Genomic DNA, 15,847 nt, shown 5'->3' with positions numbered 1-15,847 from the left:
AAAGACTAATCGGTGAACAAGGCGATGTCCTCGACAAACGCTTAAAAAGGGGCATATTCTGATGAGCTAAATAGTGTATTTTTGAGTATGAAGAAAAATCTATGGCTTCTGTTGGGTGCCTTTATTATTTTTTACATGCTAGTTCATGTGAGTGGGCACCTACCAGGCTTACTCCATGGGAAGTGGACGCTGGTAGATGAACGTAGTTTAACAGTGCAATTGCTAAGTATGGTAACAGATATGAGTATCTCATTCCTGTTCGTGTTGTCGACCTATCTGGTAATGTATAAGTACTACCCTACACGGAAGTATATGCATCTAACGATTACCATGGCGCTTATTATAAGTGTTTGTTTTATGGTTTGTCTATTTATCAGCTATGTAGTAACTATAGCACTATCTCTTGACCCTGTAAGATTAAGCCTCTTTTTTAGAAATAACATACTCATTTATGTGTTAAACACCATTTTTGCAATGGTATTCTATTTTATAAGGTACACCCGGCAGAAGGAATTAGAGCAAAAAGAATTAGAACTACAGAACCGCACATCAGAGCTTTCATTCCTTCGCTCACAGGTCAACCCGCATTTTCTATTCAACAACCTCAATACAATTTATTCCCTTGTTTACCACAAATCCGAGCAAGCCTTACCGGCAATAGCAGGACTTTCGGAATTGCTGAGGTATATGCTCTACGACAGCAGTGAAAAAATAGAACTGGAGCAGGAGATCAGTTACATTGAGAAATACATCTCCCTTCAGCAATTACGTTTTGAAAACCCTGTTGCCGTTAATATGAAGGTAACTGGTAATGTAAAAGAAATGAAGGTGCCGCCCTTATTGCTAATCCCCTTTATAGAAAATGCCTTTAAACATGGAGATGTCTCGGAAAGTAAAGAATGGCTATGGATAGACATCAATATGGCTGGTGCTGAGCTGATATTTTCATGTATCAATACCAAAGCGAGTAAAAACAAGGATTTTACCGGAGGGATTGGAATAGGCAACGTAACGAAGAGACTTGAACTGCTTTTTAAAGGGCGTTACAAATTGGATATCAGAGACAATGAACATCAATTTACAGTTAAACTTGAACTGAACAATGAAGAATGGTAACATCCTGCACTGCATAGTCCTCGATGATGAGATCCATGCCGTTAAGTTACTGGCAGATTATGTAATGCGTACAAACGGCCTTGAACTGATATTGAAAACCACAGACCCGACAGCAGCTGTCGATCTCATTCATAACGGCAACGTCGACCTGATCTTCCTGGACATTCAAATGCCCAACCTTACGGGTATCGAGGTAATGAATATCATTCGTCAGAGACAAACAAAGGTCATCCTCACAACAGCCTATCCGGAATATGCCTTAACTGGCTTCGAATACGATGCAATTGATTACTTAATGAAGCCCATCACTTTTGAAAGATTTTTGATTGCAGTAAACAAGGCTAAGAAACGAATGAATTTAAACGCTCCGGAGGCGATGGAACCTGACCATATTTTTATTAAGGTTGAGCACAGGCTGCAGAAAATCTTGTTTTCATCAATCCACTACATTGAAGGCCTGGGCGATTACATCAGTTTTCATACCTCTGGAGGCAGAGTGCTTTCATTGGAGCGCATGAAACACATTGAATTGATCCTTCCCCAACATCTTTTCTTAAGGATACACAAGTCGTATATCATTAACACCAGCCATATTGATTTTGTAGAGCGAGGCAGGATTGTGATCGATAAGAACTACCTGCCAATTGGCGAAACCTATAAGGATGTGGTAAATAAGAAGTTGGGGCTTAAAAGTTAAAGTCTGCTTATCTCTTAAATTTTAAAATGGTGTAAGAATGTGCCGGGAAGCTATATTTAGGTGCGTCTCCACTTAGATTTACCTTTGAGCTTACTGTTTTATACCGTTCAGGTTCGGAAGGTGTATTCTTTGAAGTAAGTTCACCCGACAACACATAAACTTCGGTCTCTGGATTTCTACCTTCAAATCCGTTAAGCTCAATTGCAGTAGTAATGGCCTCAGCACTGATATTTACAATGTGTAATGCCAAGGTCTTTTCATCTTCGCTACGCGCTGCTGTTACATCCAGAGCACCTTCTACTTTACTTAAAACACGTAAGGGTAAATAATTCTCTGCCTGCATCTTCTGTGCATAAAATGGGGGCATCCCCCAGGCCTTGCCCGCGGTAAAGAAAATCTGACCCTGATCCCAATCATTGTCATTCTGCTGATAAGGTTGCAGTGCGTTGGCGGGACTTGAAGTTAGTACAAATTCATTATGTCTGCGGATTGCATTCAGATTAGTAGCATGCCCCAAGGCGCGCTGAATACCATGTTTACTGCCATTCTCTTCAAAAACGGCAACTTTCATTTGGGTTGCCGGATCCCATTGCTTAAACATACGTTGCATATCTGCAAGTTGCTTATCCGTATCCAGACCTGCCTTTGGATCATCACCACCTACATGGAGATCCCAATAATCGGCCTTGCCGTTAAGTTCCCTGAATACGTACTCCATATTAGGCGATTCAGGGCGCCACCAAGCTGCATGCACGAATTTTAAAGAACTATCTTTCTTTTTCATGGCTGCATACAAGAGATTAAAGCGTGCTACATATTCCTCATATGCTTTTTTGTTATCGCCATTAAAAATAACCTCCTCATTCCCGATCTCTATATATTTTACTCCATAAGGTTTTGGATGTCCGTTTTTGGCACGCTTTGCCCCCCATTCTGTATTCACATTTCCATTAAGGTATTCTACCATATCAGCCGCATCCTCCGGTGTTTCATAGATGTTTATGGCAAAACAAGGTGTTATGGCTGTTGCTTCACAAAACTTAAGAAACTCTTCTATCCCAAAACCGTTGGTGGTATACCAATTCCAGTGGCCTCGATATGGGGGTCGTTTGTCGGGATCGCCAATCATTTTTTTGAACCTGTATTCCGGGGAATTCACCATAGTTCCGGCATAACGCAAAAAGGTTAGCCCTTGCGACACCAGCATATTGCCAATATCGGCCCGGATTGGCAAGCCTTTAAACTGATCTTTACCAGTGCCCATAAGTACTGCCTGATCTATCCAAAGTTTACCCTTTGAAGAAATATAGATAGCCAATCTGGCATTTTTATCTGCGGTGCCAGAGGTCAATGTAAATGCATACTTCTTCCAGTTGGCACCTATACCGTTTAATTTTTTGATTGCATATGTTTTGCTGCCATCAGCACTTTCAAGCGCGATACTTACAGGGCCGCTTAGTTTTTCTGCCTTTAGGTATACCCTTCCCTGAAAAGTTTGCCCTTTACGCAATGCAATACCCCAACGGTTTAAACTCCTGTTGGCTACTCCTACTTTTCCGGTACCCGTTGCAAAGGTGATAACCTGCGATTTTTTTCCATTATAGGCTACATTGCTGTCGAGCTCAAAATTGGCTTTTACTTGTCCTGAACTGATGATATCCCAATTATAGCTCACCTGCTCATTGGCGGCATTGACAAGGCTGAGTGGTTCTGTTTTTCCGTTTTCTTGTATGGAGATATTCCTGAACTCCATTGCTGATCTCCAGGTACGCAAACCTATCTTTCCTTTAAGCAAGGGGTTACGCTCATCCTTAAAGGAAAGCATCTGTTGTCCATTAAGGAAAACTTCAATCTCGGATCCTTTTAGTACCACCTTTACTTTATTCCATGTTTCAGGATCAAAACTAGCAGCTGCTTCTTTGAGTGATTCAAAGTTTTGCAGGTGCTTTCCAAGGGCTATCTTTTTACCGTCTCTGCTCAGGCTGATCTCATATCCATCAAAAGCATCATCACCTACACCGGCATTAGCTACCCGAACCAGCAGGGCACCACTTTCTCCTTTTCCGGTAAACCTGATCTCGGCTTGAACGGTCCCGTTAGTTAGTTCTTTTGGTTCATAAATCAATTTCGCACTGTGATCTGGCTCCACACCTATCAGATGCGAACTGGTCATGAATACTTCACTATTGGTGTTTCTGCCAGGGATAATGGCAACCGCACCGTCTTTTGCTGTCCAATAGCCCGTAAACCTTTTCCATTGGTTATGATTTACACCAGTAGAAGGTTCTTCAAAGCTCTCGCCGAATATGCGCTGGTCGTAAAAGCCCCCGTAGATTTCGTGGTTCACATCTTCAATATTTGAACCGTAGATCAGCGGGCTTAATTTATTTTGGATTTGACCGACATCTACCTTAATTCGTGCAGTTTGAGGAAGCGGCAGCCAAACTTTATAGCCTTTTGCGACTCTGTTTCCAACAGCATAGTAAGGGATAGCGGTAAAAGTTTTACCGTCAGCTGTTTTGCCCGTAACCACATTCACCCCCTTTAGCAGGTTGTTTTTGTATTGCGATTGCAATGCTGCAGTAGTATCGATCTGCAACTGTTCAACATTAGTGTTATCTGCTGCCTCGAGGCTATAAACGATAGGTCCTGACGCTATTGCTACGCTGTTTCTTAAGTCTTTTACTTGATTATTTGCAGTAACAAAACGCGGTTTCATAGGCAGCTGGAGTTCCACCTGGTCGCCTTTTTTCCATTTGCGGCTGATTACAGCATAACCATTTTCCATTGTGGCTTTGGCAGGGCTGCCGTTTACAAGCAGCGTATATGATGAAGGCAGATCGGAGCGGTAGAGATCGTAAGGATTTTCTTTCCCCCTTGCCCATCCTGGAATGCGGAGGCTTAAACTAAAGGCCGATTCCTTTTCAGGATTTACAGTTAGGCTAATCTTTCCTTCCCATGGGTAATTGGTTTTCTGTGAAATGGCGATTAGGGTTTTGCCAGGCAGGCGGATATTGGCATCACTACCGATAAACATGTTTACAAACAAACGATCGCCCGAAGATGCGTAGATGTAGTTTGGAAGTTCAGAAACCATTTTTAAGAACATAGGTGGACAGCATGGGCAAGAATGCCATGCCCATCTTGAATGATCATGTGCATTGAGTGGATTTTGATAGGTATACTGATCACCTGAAAGAGAGACACCAGTAAGTACGTTGTTATACAGCACGCGTTCAAACTCATCCATATATTTTCCATCGCCGGTTAGTTCATTCATACGCTGACTGAAAAATCCTGCACCTACAGCTGCACATGTTTCGAGATAGGCATCAGTTGGAAGGTAATAATCTGGCCCGAATTTCTCGTCGTGCGCAATGGCACCGACACCGCCAGTTACAAACATCCGACGGCCAACCATATTGTTCCACAGCTGATCTGCAGTTTGTATATACTGAGGATCATGACTCTCCAAAGCAACGGCTGTAATACCTGTAGCTAGTAAAGTGGCACGCACAGCATGACCTTCTATGGTTTTCTGTTTGAAAACAGATATGGAATCTTGTGCATAATCGCCCCAGGTAGGGCGAGTGGCATTGGTTACCGCTCCTTCTTTATATTTTTGATCCTTGATCCACTGTTCTGATTTGTCGTTGCCCCAGGTTTGCCAAAGCGGGTAGTTGATGTGGTTACCACGATTTTCGATCCAGAACCTTACCAAATCATAATAAGCCTTTTCATCTACCGGAACATCCATTTTCTTTTTAAGACCAGGGTTATTTTTATATAGCCAGTACAATTTCATAACGGCTTCCTCTGGCCCGGAGTGAGCGGGTACAATGTTTCTTTTAGGAATAGGCCCCATCAGGTTGCTCATGTAATTTGCAAAACGGGTAGCAACTTCGAGCAGTTTGGTTTTACCTGTGGCATTATAATAGTGAACGCCTGCCTCTATGAGCATACCTGCATTGTAAACATCGTGCTGAAAACGTAAAAGCCCACCGTTATCTCCCCAGTGATGGATTGGTTCCATTAGATCGGTATAGGTATTGATATATCCGTTGGGATCGGCCTTCTGAGCAGCATAGATACGATCTATATACCCATCAAGTCGTGCCTGTAATATTGGATCGGGATGCTGAATGGTGAGATCACCTATTCCGCGAATGCTTTCATAGATCAAGCCGTCAAACCAGGGCAAACCTGCATGACTGCCTGTTCCTTTTTTTCCCTGGGCAATCTTATCGAAATTGTTAAACACATTATTACTTTCCTGTTCTTTTGCAGACAGGTGTTGTCCTTCAAACTTATTCAGCACATCGTTGGCAGTTGTGGTTCTCCAAAGCTCGAATTTAGGACTCCAGAAAGCGTCATTTATGTTTGCTTTAAGGCTTTGGGTTAGCTGGACATTCTGGTTAACACCAGTGGTTTGTGCCATGCTATCGGTAAAAAGAGCAGTGGTAATGCCGATGCTTAATAAGAAATGGTATTTCATTGTGTGTGTGGTTAGGTCTCCAAATATATAAATATTTTACAACTGGTACGAACTGGTACGATTTTTTATTTTTTATTTACGATGTTTGACTGATGAGTAACTATATTTGCCGGCAATACATCAAACGTGAAAGAAAATAAATCAAAATATAAACTTGTAGTAAGCCATGTAATTGACCGAATAGGCACAGAGGAATACAAGAATGGAGACAGGATACCTTCTATCAATGATTTCAGAACTGAGTACGGTTTATCGCGCGACACAGTGTTTGCGGGCTTACGCGAACTGATGTCAAAAGGCATTATTGCATCAAACCACGGGGTTGGTTATTTTGTGAAGAGCACCAAAATTCAGACAGGACATCATATATTCCTGCTCTTCAATGAATTCAATGAATTTAAAGAAGACCTGTTCAACTCTTTTATGGAATCGGCCGGGAATAGCGCCACAGTTGATCTGTATTTTCATAATTACAACAGAAAGGTTTTTGAGACGCTGGTAAATGATGCCAACAACAAGTATACAGATTACATCATCATGTCGGGAAAGTTTCAGGGAATTGAACCGCTGTTGGAATCCTTATCGGGCAGGGTGTTTTTGCTGGACCATTTCCATGCAGATTTGAAAGGAAAATATTCATCGGTGGCGCAGAATTTTGAAACAGATACCTATGAGGCTTTGGAATCAGCCATAGAATTGATTCGCAAATACAGGCACATTTATATGATCCAAAAGGAAGAAAAGGAGCCTTTGGAGCGTTATGATGGTCTTAAAGTGTTTTGCAGCAAGTATGGGTTTGGCCACGACTATCTTTCTGTGACTACCACAAGAACAATAGAAAAAGGTGATTTATTTATTGTGGTGAATGACAGGGACCTGGTGGATCTGCTGAAGCAGGCTACTGCTCAACAGCTTACCGCAGGCACTGATTTTGGGATCATATCTTACAATGACACCCCCCTTAAAGAGCTTCTTGCCGGCGGGATCACGACACTTTCTACCGACTTTAAGCTGATGGGAAAGACCATGGCAAAGCTGATCAAAACAAAAGGGATTAACACAGTTGAGAATCCATGGAAGCTGGAAGTTCGAAGCTCCCTGTAGAAGCTATTTGATCAAAGGATTTTTTTTGGTATATTCAACTATCATTAAATCTGCAGGTTATGAATTATTTTAAAAGCATTTCGCTAGCAATCTTTTGTTTGCTCTGCGTTTCCTTCACAGCTTTCCACCATGGTTGGGCTGATTATGATCAAAAAAAAGTATTGGATTTTAAAACCACAATTGAAGAGTCGGTATATGAAAATCCGCATGCCTTGGCTAAAGTAAAATACAAAAAACAATTATGGACAGTTTATTTAGCCCCTACCAGCCGCATGACAGATCGTGGGCTAACTGCTGATATGATTAAAAAAGGGACAGAAGTAAGGTTGGTTGCTTATCCTCATAAAACTAAAAAAACAGAAATGAGGGCAGAAAGGATATTTGTAGACAGTGTAAAATACGAATTGCGATAGCTGTGCCTTTGTTTATATCTGATCTCCTCAGCTGGTTAGAAAATACAGCCTTGGCGGCTGCTATTCGTCAATCCTTGTGGTTGTACCCGGCTTTGGAAATTGTACACATCACAGGAATTGTAATTTTAGTGGGCGCTGCATTTATGTTCGACCTGCGGTTGCTGGGTTTTTCAAAAAGCCTTTCCATATTCGGCTTATCCCGCCATTTGCTTCCCTGGTCAAGAAAAGCATTGCTGTTGGTTATACCCTCTGGAATGTTATTATTCATGACCAATTCAAAAACCCTTGGTATAGACCCAACATTCTGGCTAAAAATGGCTTTGCTGATAATTGCAGCCCTTAATGTATTGGTGTTTCATAAACTCTTATTCAAACCTAAATCTGACGCCCAAAATCAAGAACTTCCGTTTTCCACAAAAATATCGGCCCTTGTTTCGATCACCGTATGGGTAGCAATTATTGCCTGCGGTCGTTTGCTGGCGTATTAACCTTTTTGGAGAAACACAATACTATTGAGAACCTGAGTTTTAAATTAAGATCTGAATCTGGTATCTTTAATAAAAACTTTTACCATGAAGCTAGTGACTATAGTTGTTCCTGAAGGGGAAATTAACCTGAGTAGCATAACCGGTTCATTTGAAATACTAACACGCGCGAATGACATTTGGCAAAAAATGGGTAACAAACCCATGATGGAAGTAAGGATAGCCGGATTTGTGCCAGAGTTAAAGGTTGATGACGGTTTCTTTTCTATTAAACCTATAAATATTAATGATATAGAAAAAACTGATCTGCTGATCATCCCCTCTGTTTCTTATGACATTGATCTGCTGGAAAACAATGCTTCTCTAATTGCATGGATAAAGGAACAGTATATGGGTGGTACTGAAGTTGCATCAATGTGTTCCGGGGCATTTTTGCTCGCAGCCACAGGGTTACTGGATGGCAAGAGTTGCTGCACGCATTGGAATTTGGCGCCTGATTTTAGACGGTTGTTTCCAAATATTAATCTTCAAATTGATAAGCTCATTACCGCTGAACGGGGAATATATACCAACGGGGGTGGATATTCATTTTTGAACCTGATACTTTTTCTGGTTGGAGAGTATTTTAACAGAGAGGTAGCTATTATCTGCTCAAAGATTTTTCAAATTGACATTGAAAGATCATCACAGTCGCCTTTTCACATTTTCAGAACACAAAAAAACCACGGCGATGAACTTATTAGTAAGGCACAAAGTTATATAGAAGAAAATTTAAGCGAGAAAATTTCCTTTGAGGAACTTGCATCAAAGCTTGCCATTAGCCGAAGAAATTTTGACAGACGATTCATTAAAGCAGTTGGCAATACTCCCGTGGAATATTTGCAAAGAGTAAAAGTAGAAGTTGCTAAAAGCACACTTGAAAAAGGAAATAAGACCGTTTATGAAGTTATGAATGAAGTTGGCTATTCAGATGACAAAGCATTTAGAGGCGTTTTCAAAAAAATAACTGGCTTATCCCCATTGGATTATAAAGCCAGGTATTTTAAGGAATCTGTGTTAGTATAGCAACCTATCTTAATACTTATCTTAATATTGCTGTAGCAGCTTCAGCATTTTACGATCTAGCTTATGGCCATTGTAATCTTCATATTCTACATCTTGCCGCTCGCTGTCAAGAATACCAAAACTACCACGCAAATTCCATAGCGACCAGCCCCAGCCATTTTCCTTCCATATTTCCAGATTATCTTTCATCCATGCAAGCGATACATCATGAGGAGTATGCTGGTATGCTCCCCATTCGCCAACATGTACTCCTACGCCCTGGTCCATTAGCTTTTTCCAGGGATCAAATATTTCCAGTTTTAACCGATCTTTATCCCACTTGTCGTTGCTTTCTGGATTTAAAGGCCAGGTTGGAACAGGCCAATCTGCTTTAACCCAGGATGCTTTATAGTGACTTACCTGCATAGGTCCGTATCCCCGGGTACTTTGTCCAACATTTAAGTCGGATGCCCCAAATACGGGTTTAGTTCCATAATGGAGTCCATCAATAACAATTAATCGATCAGGATCTTCTTGCCGGATGGCATTAACAATCCGTGTAACTACCCGCACGTAATCTAGCTCCTCAACATTTGAAGGCTCATTAATCAGATCGAAGCTCAATTTCTTACTATTGATCCTCTTGTATCGTTTGGCCAGGGTTTGCCAATGGAAGGCAGCAGCTTCTAAAGCCTTCTCATCTTTCCATAAATTAAGTGGCTCTGCCGGTGGATTAACACAATAACCCGGGACGCGATGGAGGTTAAGGTTAACATGAATCTTGTATTTAATTCCGTAGTCAATTGCCTGATCTATTTCTTTCAACACATTTTCGTCCATTTGAAGCCAATTATCAGGTTTTGACCAGCAGTGGTATGACATTGGTAAACGGGCAAAGTTAAAACCCCATTTGGCCATCATTTGAAAATCTTCTTTTTTAAAAGGTTGGTTATGGTCTCCATTAAATTTCTCTAACAGATTAAAGCCACGCCAGAGCGGTAACTTGTTTGGTATAATTAAAGGGTTGGATTTAACAAATGCAGGTGTAAATAGGCTGGCAGCTGTTAAACCCACCCCTAGTTGAAGGAATTTTCTTCTTTCCATTTAGCTTTGAGATAGTTGAGGTTCGGTTTATTTCCTTAAATATACCAACATTCATGGATAAGTAGAAGACTATCTGTTATAAACATCCACAGCGCTTTCGAGATGCCTTGATCCAGATGTATGTACAACAAACCCTCCTACGCCAAGACCCGCAGCAAGTCCCCAGAACAATAAAGTACCCGTAACATTTGGACCTTTTGTGTTCATACTGCTCTGACCGAATCCAGTATGCGATAGTTTTTGCATATCGTTACCTTTTACCAGAAAAGAAACAATACCAGCCACAAATGATGCTCCGGCAGCAGCATATAATATTTTGCTGGTATTCATACTTCTTCTGTAGCCAGCCAGCATATCCATGCTTTCCGGATTATCGGCCATGTCGTTTTTAAGGTTTTGATAATTTACTTTTTTCAAATTATCGAATCCTTTGTTGTAATACATCCGAAGGTTAACAACAGGCTCTGGCCTGCCTCCATATCTGTATGCCCTATCGTCCAGAAATTCATCATAAGGAATTTCCTGAAAAATATTAATTTTTCCCTCTGCAATACGCTCGGCGAATTCGGCAGTGCGTCCGAAAGTGACTCTCCTGGTATTGGCGAAGAAACCATTTTCGTTACTAAAGAATTTTACTTTTTCGGGCGAAATTCTTCGGGAATCGGCCCGTAGCTGCCAAAATCCAGAAAAATCAGGCCGGAAAATGATCCTTTTAGCATAGATTACGGAGTCGGAATTAAGGTAAAGAAAGTTTTGGGATTCGTGCACCTGGGCACGGGCTGTGATGGCATAGCTAGCCAGTACAACCATGAGAAGCTTTTTCATAGTGGTTACATTTGTGTGTACCTAATAATACACAAATAATAGCCCAAAACTTCCTTTGTAAACAACAAAATACATTTGATCGCCAGATCAATTCTATTCGTGATTTGGATGGCAATTTATTTACCTTTCTTGCGAAGATTTAAATAGTCAATGTAATACAAGACCTTTACAGACAGACTTTTGTTTTGAGGCGCAGAGAGGATATCCTCGAGATTTCTGTTATAGCGTTTAGTATAAAAATCATCATTGGTTTCGGCAGCTTGCTTATATGACAAGGTAAGTTCACTTCCGGGGGCAAACTGCCAAACATAGATTAAATCGACATTAAAAACATTGTAATTCCTATCCATTGCAGTAAGTGGAGCACCCTGATAAGCAGCAAGCGTACCCTGATTGGTTAACAGATAAAATTCTTTATTTCTCCTATCACTCCAATAGTGCCGCAATACAACAGATACTCCCATCTTATTGCTGAATGAATATTTTGCATCAAATGAGTTTTCTACTGTGTTCCGGTTATATCGGGAAAAAATTGCCTGATCACCTTGCGCTTTTATCCAGCTGACATAATCGTAGCTTGGATTAAAATTCAAATCAAGACCAAAAGCGATCCTGTCATTTAATCTTAAGTTCTGGAAAAAATAGAAATTATATTCCCTTCCATTGAAAAGTTCCTTTTTGAAGTACTTTACATTTCCTCCAAAGTTATATGCCTTTGCATTATTTGGATTTACATAAACAGATGCCCCAAACCGGGCAGGCGTTCTGTACAATTGACCGTTTCGGGCTTCATAAAAATCGTTTCCCTCTGGCCCGTAGTCTAAATCCACTTCAACCGACCAAATACTTTTAAATTGCACCCAGGCACCGGTAACGACACCAAAACGCTGATAATCGCCGGGATTAACACGCCGGGAATATTCAAAATTTAACCAGCTTTCTAGTTGGTTATACCATGAGGTTGGCTTGTAATTATTATATCCAAACCTAACAAGCTGGTCTAAAAAATTATTGTTGGTAAAAAAGCCCATGTCAGATTTATCGAACTTGTCATCAGCATATACCTGATTATAGCTCCATCTGAAATTTCCGCTCTGCTTACCACCTTTAAATTCATAATTAAAACCTGTTCTGCTGGTGGCTCCTTTTAGATAGCTCATTTTACCTGCCCCATTAAAAAAGTAAACATTCTTTTTGTCATTAAGGTTGAACAATAAAGCGCTTACGTTAGCATCGTAGGCAGAGCCCTGCCTTAAAACATTGGTATTGATAAAAGTTGCAGAGCTGTTGTTTTTTAAAGACTGATCGAATACCAGAATGTTGTAATTGGTTAGCGGTTGAGTTTCAGTTTCTCTTATACTCCCTTGCTGGTCTTCAACCTCGGTTTGCATGGCTTTAGTTATCGCGTTAAAAATACCTATGCCAAGTCCTTTTGCGGTTCTACCGGAAACCTTTGTGGCATTTAGCACTTTGGCTTCACTTTGATCTTTAATGATGGTTTCAGTGCTGCTTATATCAGAACGATTATAGTATTTTGGAATAGAGCCAATGCGCTTTGAATAAAACAAATCTCCCTTATTAAACAGTTCAGTTCCTTCTGTAAAAAACTGTCGGTTTTCATTAAACTTAACTTCAAAGGGTGTTAGGTTCAGAATTCGGTTATCGGACTGCACCTGACCAAAATCCGGCACCAAGGTCATATCTAAGGTAAAGCTGTTGTTAATACCATACTTAACATCCATACCGCCATTGAAACGCGCGGTTGTGTTTTTTATACCTGGAATATTGGCCGGATAATGGTTTACATAAGCAGACAGATAAGGGGAAAATGATAAACGTAATGGTGGTTTTATGTCCTTAACGCCCATCCAAAGCCCCTCCTGATTAATAAAACCATTTACATTGGGATTAACAAAATTCCAAAATGTTTGAACATTTGTGCGCTGGATTCGGCGACTGAAGTTTAGTCCCCAGTTTTGAATCTCTTTGGCAGAAAAACGCAAAGCAGAATAAGGAATTTTCATCTCAGCAGTCCAGCCTTTATCATCGATCTTAACTGCACTTTCCCAAACAGCATTCCAGTTCTCATCTTCATCGCCAATTTGCGAGTATTTGGCATCAAACTGAACTCCCGCAGCGGTAACAAAAAAACCATTGCCATTCATCTTGTCGTAAAAAGGGTCGAAAACTATGGAGATAAAATCGGCATTGCCAATATTATCCCGCGAAACCAATTCATGAGAAACACTATCAGGATGATCATACATCCGCGCATAAACATATACTGCAGCATCGTCATATAGCACCTTCATCTCCGTACGCTTCTCCTTTCCTTCTACCCTGCCTGGTACAGGTCTGATTTCAAAAAAATCAGTAGCGATAGGAACATCTATCCAACAGTGATCATCGAGAATACCATCTATTTTTGGGCTTTCGGTAGTTCTCACCGCCTGCAATTTCTTTTGCACTGAAGGATCCTGAGCCTGACATACCAGTGTATATGAAAGCAAGAAAAACAGAAATATGTAGTGTTTCATTTAAAGCGGTTAATGCCTATAAGACACTACCGTATTGTAAATGTTGCATGCTTGCTTACATTAATATTCAGACAAAATCTTGCCATCCTTACTAATAAGTATTGCTATATTTAAACCGATACAGTGTACGGTGCGCGTTCTATTATTTTAACACTAACCCAATCCCCATATTATGGTCTTATTCACAAAAAAGTCACTACGAATAGTCACTTGCATTTTAAGTTTATTAGTCGCCAATTATGCATTGGCTCAGGAAAAACCTGTATATGTAATCGTTCACGGAGCATGGGGAGGTAGCTGGGCTTTTAAAAATGTTGATGAAATAATGTCCAACCACGGCAACATTGTTTACAGACCAAGTTTAACCGGTCAAGGTGAACGTGTCCACTTGAGTTCTCCTGACATTGATCTGAATACCCACATCAAAGATGTGGTTAATCTGATTCTTTATGAAAACATACACAATGTTATTTTAGTTGGTCATAGTTATGGAGGCATGGTAATTACCGGAGTTGCCGATAGTATTCCGGATCGAATTAAAAAGCTGGTTTTTCTTGATGCAATTTTGCCTAACGATGGAGAAAGTTTAGCTACTTCCAAAAAAACTGGCACTAATGATATTGGAATGGCATCAACAAATGGTTTTATGATTCCCCAATGGGTTAAACCAAACCAGCCACTTCCAAAAGATGTACCCCAGTCTGTCAAAACCTTCACTCAGCCTGTTTCAAGAAAAAACCCTAGGGCCTTAAAATTGCCTGCGACATACATATTAACTGTGCAAGAAGGTACAGAACCTGAAAAAGACAGCTTTTATGCATATGGTGAGAGGGCCAAAGAAAGGGGTTATAAATACCTGATATTTAAAGCAGATCACAACCCACAGTTTAACAAATCTGCAGAGCTTGCTGATTTTCTGGAAAAAGAGAAGTAATGATTTTAGATTGCTCTTTTATCTGCTGTAAACACCGGAGTGTACTGCTTTTCGCAACTCCCCGTCTTCAGTATCTGCGGTATAGTCCCAGTACATCGCACCGAGCATTCCCTTTTCAAGCAAATAAGTGCATTTTATAGCAATAGACTGCGGCGTTTCATAGGTCAATACAAACTCTCCTGCATCATTCACTAAATAAGGAGCTTTAGCCACATCATCCCATTTTTTTGTATAACCGTTTAGTTTTACGATGTCTTTATAATCGATATACCAGGCAATATCACCTTTACCATGCCCATAAAATGGAATCCCAAGAACTAGTTTGTTGGCGGGTACACCTGCATTTAAATGTGCAGTCACTCCTTCATCCACACTGATGTCTTTGGTATACTCTGAATGATAAAGGCCTGCATGATGATTTGGAGGGGTCCCCATGTCATACGTCATCACATTCACAAAATCCACTATTGGTGTAATCGCCTTAAAATCGATATACTTTGCATTTGAAACAGACGCCAATGTCAGTAATTTTTTATGACCAATCTTATTTCTAATCTGAGACATCAGTAAAGTATAGTTTTTGGTATCATCTGGGGAAGAAGATATTCCAGCTTCGGAACTTGTGGGATATTCCCAGTCTATATCTATTCCATCTAAGTTAAATGAACTTACTACTCTTTGGCAATCGTCTACAAATTTGCTTCTGTTTTCCACAGACGCAGCCATTTCACTAAATCTTCCACTTTTCCACCCACCAATAGACAGCAAAACTTTAAGCTTTGGATATTTAGATTTTAATTCAACAATATCTTTCAAACGGCCTTCATTCTCGATAGTAACGCCATCAAATGTTTTATTTACATGGCCAAAAGCATAATTGATGTGTGTAACCAGTTTAGGATCGGGTAAAACCTTACCCCACGACGTAACATAAGCTACAATTACCTTATTCTTGACGTGCTTACTGGGAGTTTCTTTTTGCTGTGCCTGAGCTGTACTTAACATAGCAGTAAGCAAAATACCCATAATGGAGTAAATAAATTTCATGGTTAAATTGGTTTAGGTGCCTAAATTTAGAAAAAATGATCAGATA

Annotated in this window: 12 protein-coding genes; 7 read left to right on the top strand and 5 right to left on the bottom strand. The window is 40.4% G+C overall.

The window, feature by feature from the left end; translation table 11 throughout:
• Positions 1-87 precede the first annotated feature (87 nt).
• Together HQN86_RS19170 and HQN86_RS19165 are read left to right on the top strand one after the other, a co-directional pair.
• Positions 88-1,116, top strand: coding sequence for a sensor histidine kinase (locus tag HQN86_RS19170; RefSeq protein ID WP_172662503.1), 1,029 nt, complete (start codon positions 88-90; stop codon positions 1,114-1,116).
• On the top strand, positions 1,103-1,813 hold the full coding sequence (locus tag HQN86_RS19165) for a LytR/AlgR family response regulator transcription factor (RefSeq protein ID WP_216854458.1): 711 nt from the start codon (positions 1,103-1,105) through the stop codon (positions 1,811-1,813). The genes HQN86_RS19170 and HQN86_RS19165 overlap by 14 nt, the downstream gene beginning before the upstream one ends.
• A 7-nt stretch (positions 1,814-1,820) precedes the next feature.
• Here HQN86_RS19165 and HQN86_RS19160 read toward each other — a convergent pair whose 3' ends face one another.
• Entirely contained in the window at positions 1,821-6,308 is a 4,488-nt protein-coding gene (locus HQN86_RS19160) for a beta-L-arabinofuranosidase domain-containing protein (RefSeq protein WP_172662502.1), read from the bottom strand.
• Positions 6,309-6,434: 126 nt separating this feature from the next.
• Between HQN86_RS19160 and HQN86_RS27090 the strand changes: the two genes are divergently transcribed.
• The 4 genes from HQN86_RS27090 (at position 6,435) to HQN86_RS19140 (ending at position 9,375) form a co-directional block, all read left to right on the top strand.
• On the top strand, positions 6,435-7,412 hold the full coding sequence (locus HQN86_RS27090) for a GntR family transcriptional regulator (protein WP_172662501.1): 978 nt from the start codon (positions 6,435-6,437) through the stop codon (positions 7,410-7,412).
• Between the two features lie 59 nt (positions 7,413-7,471).
• Complete coding sequence (locus tag HQN86_RS19150; protein WP_172662500.1) at positions 7,472-7,825, top strand: DUF6152 family protein; 354 nt, start codon at positions 7,472-7,474, stop codon at positions 7,823-7,825.
• 2 nt (positions 7,826-7,827) lie between these two features.
• Positions 7,828-8,313: a DUF6644 family protein gene (locus HQN86_RS19145; protein WP_216854457.1), complete on the top strand. Its 486-nt coding sequence runs from the start codon at positions 7,828-7,830 to the stop codon at positions 8,311-8,313.
• Between the two features lie 84 nt (positions 8,314-8,397).
• Positions 8,398-9,375, top strand: a complete 978-nt coding sequence (locus HQN86_RS19140) for a GlxA family transcriptional regulator (protein WP_172662499.1) — start codon at positions 8,398-8,400, stop codon at positions 9,373-9,375.
• Between the two features lie 21 nt (positions 9,376-9,396).
• On the opposite strand, the gene HQN86_RS19135 is transcribed toward HQN86_RS19140, so the two are convergent.
• The 3 genes from HQN86_RS19135 to HQN86_RS19125 form a co-directional block, all read right to left on the bottom strand.
• A complete protein-coding gene (locus HQN86_RS19135; protein ID WP_172662498.1) occupies positions 9,397-10,458 on the bottom strand; it encodes a glycoside hydrolase family 5 protein in 1,062 nt (353 codons plus the stop codon).
• A 69-nt stretch (positions 10,459-10,527) separates the two neighbouring features.
• The gene (locus HQN86_RS19130; protein WP_172662497.1) at positions 10,528-11,283 is read right to left on the bottom strand and encodes a hypothetical protein; all 756 of its coding nucleotides are present in this window, start codon (positions 11,281-11,283) and stop codon (positions 10,528-10,530) included.
• Between the two features lie 116 nt (positions 11,284-11,399).
• On the bottom strand, positions 11,400-13,820 hold the full coding sequence (locus HQN86_RS19125; RefSeq protein ID WP_172662496.1) for a DUF5916 domain-containing protein: 2,421 nt from the start codon (positions 13,818-13,820) through the stop codon (positions 11,400-11,402).
• Positions 13,821-13,992: 172 nt separating this feature from the next.
• Between HQN86_RS19125 and HQN86_RS19120 the strand changes: the two genes are divergently transcribed.
• Positions 13,993-14,754, top strand: coding sequence for an alpha/beta hydrolase (locus HQN86_RS19120; protein ID WP_216854456.1), 762 nt, complete (start codon positions 13,993-13,995; stop codon positions 14,752-14,754).
• 18 nt (positions 14,755-14,772) lie between these two features.
• Here HQN86_RS19120 and HQN86_RS19115 read toward each other — a convergent pair whose 3' ends face one another.
• Positions 14,773-15,801 carry a glycoside hydrolase family 18 protein gene (locus HQN86_RS19115; protein WP_172662495.1) on the bottom strand — a complete coding sequence of 343 codons (1,029 nt, stop codon included), beginning with the start codon at positions 15,799-15,801 and terminating at the stop codon, positions 14,773-14,775.
• Positions 15,802-15,847: the final 46 nt, after the last annotated feature.

Source organism: Pedobacter panaciterrae (genome assembly GCF_013204795.1).
GTDB lineage: Bacteria > Bacteroidota > Bacteroidia > Sphingobacteriales > Sphingobacteriaceae > Pedobacter > Pedobacter panaciterrae.
The sequence above is the reverse complement of the archived record's forward strand: the minus strand, read 5'-3'. Positions and strand labels throughout refer to the sequence as shown.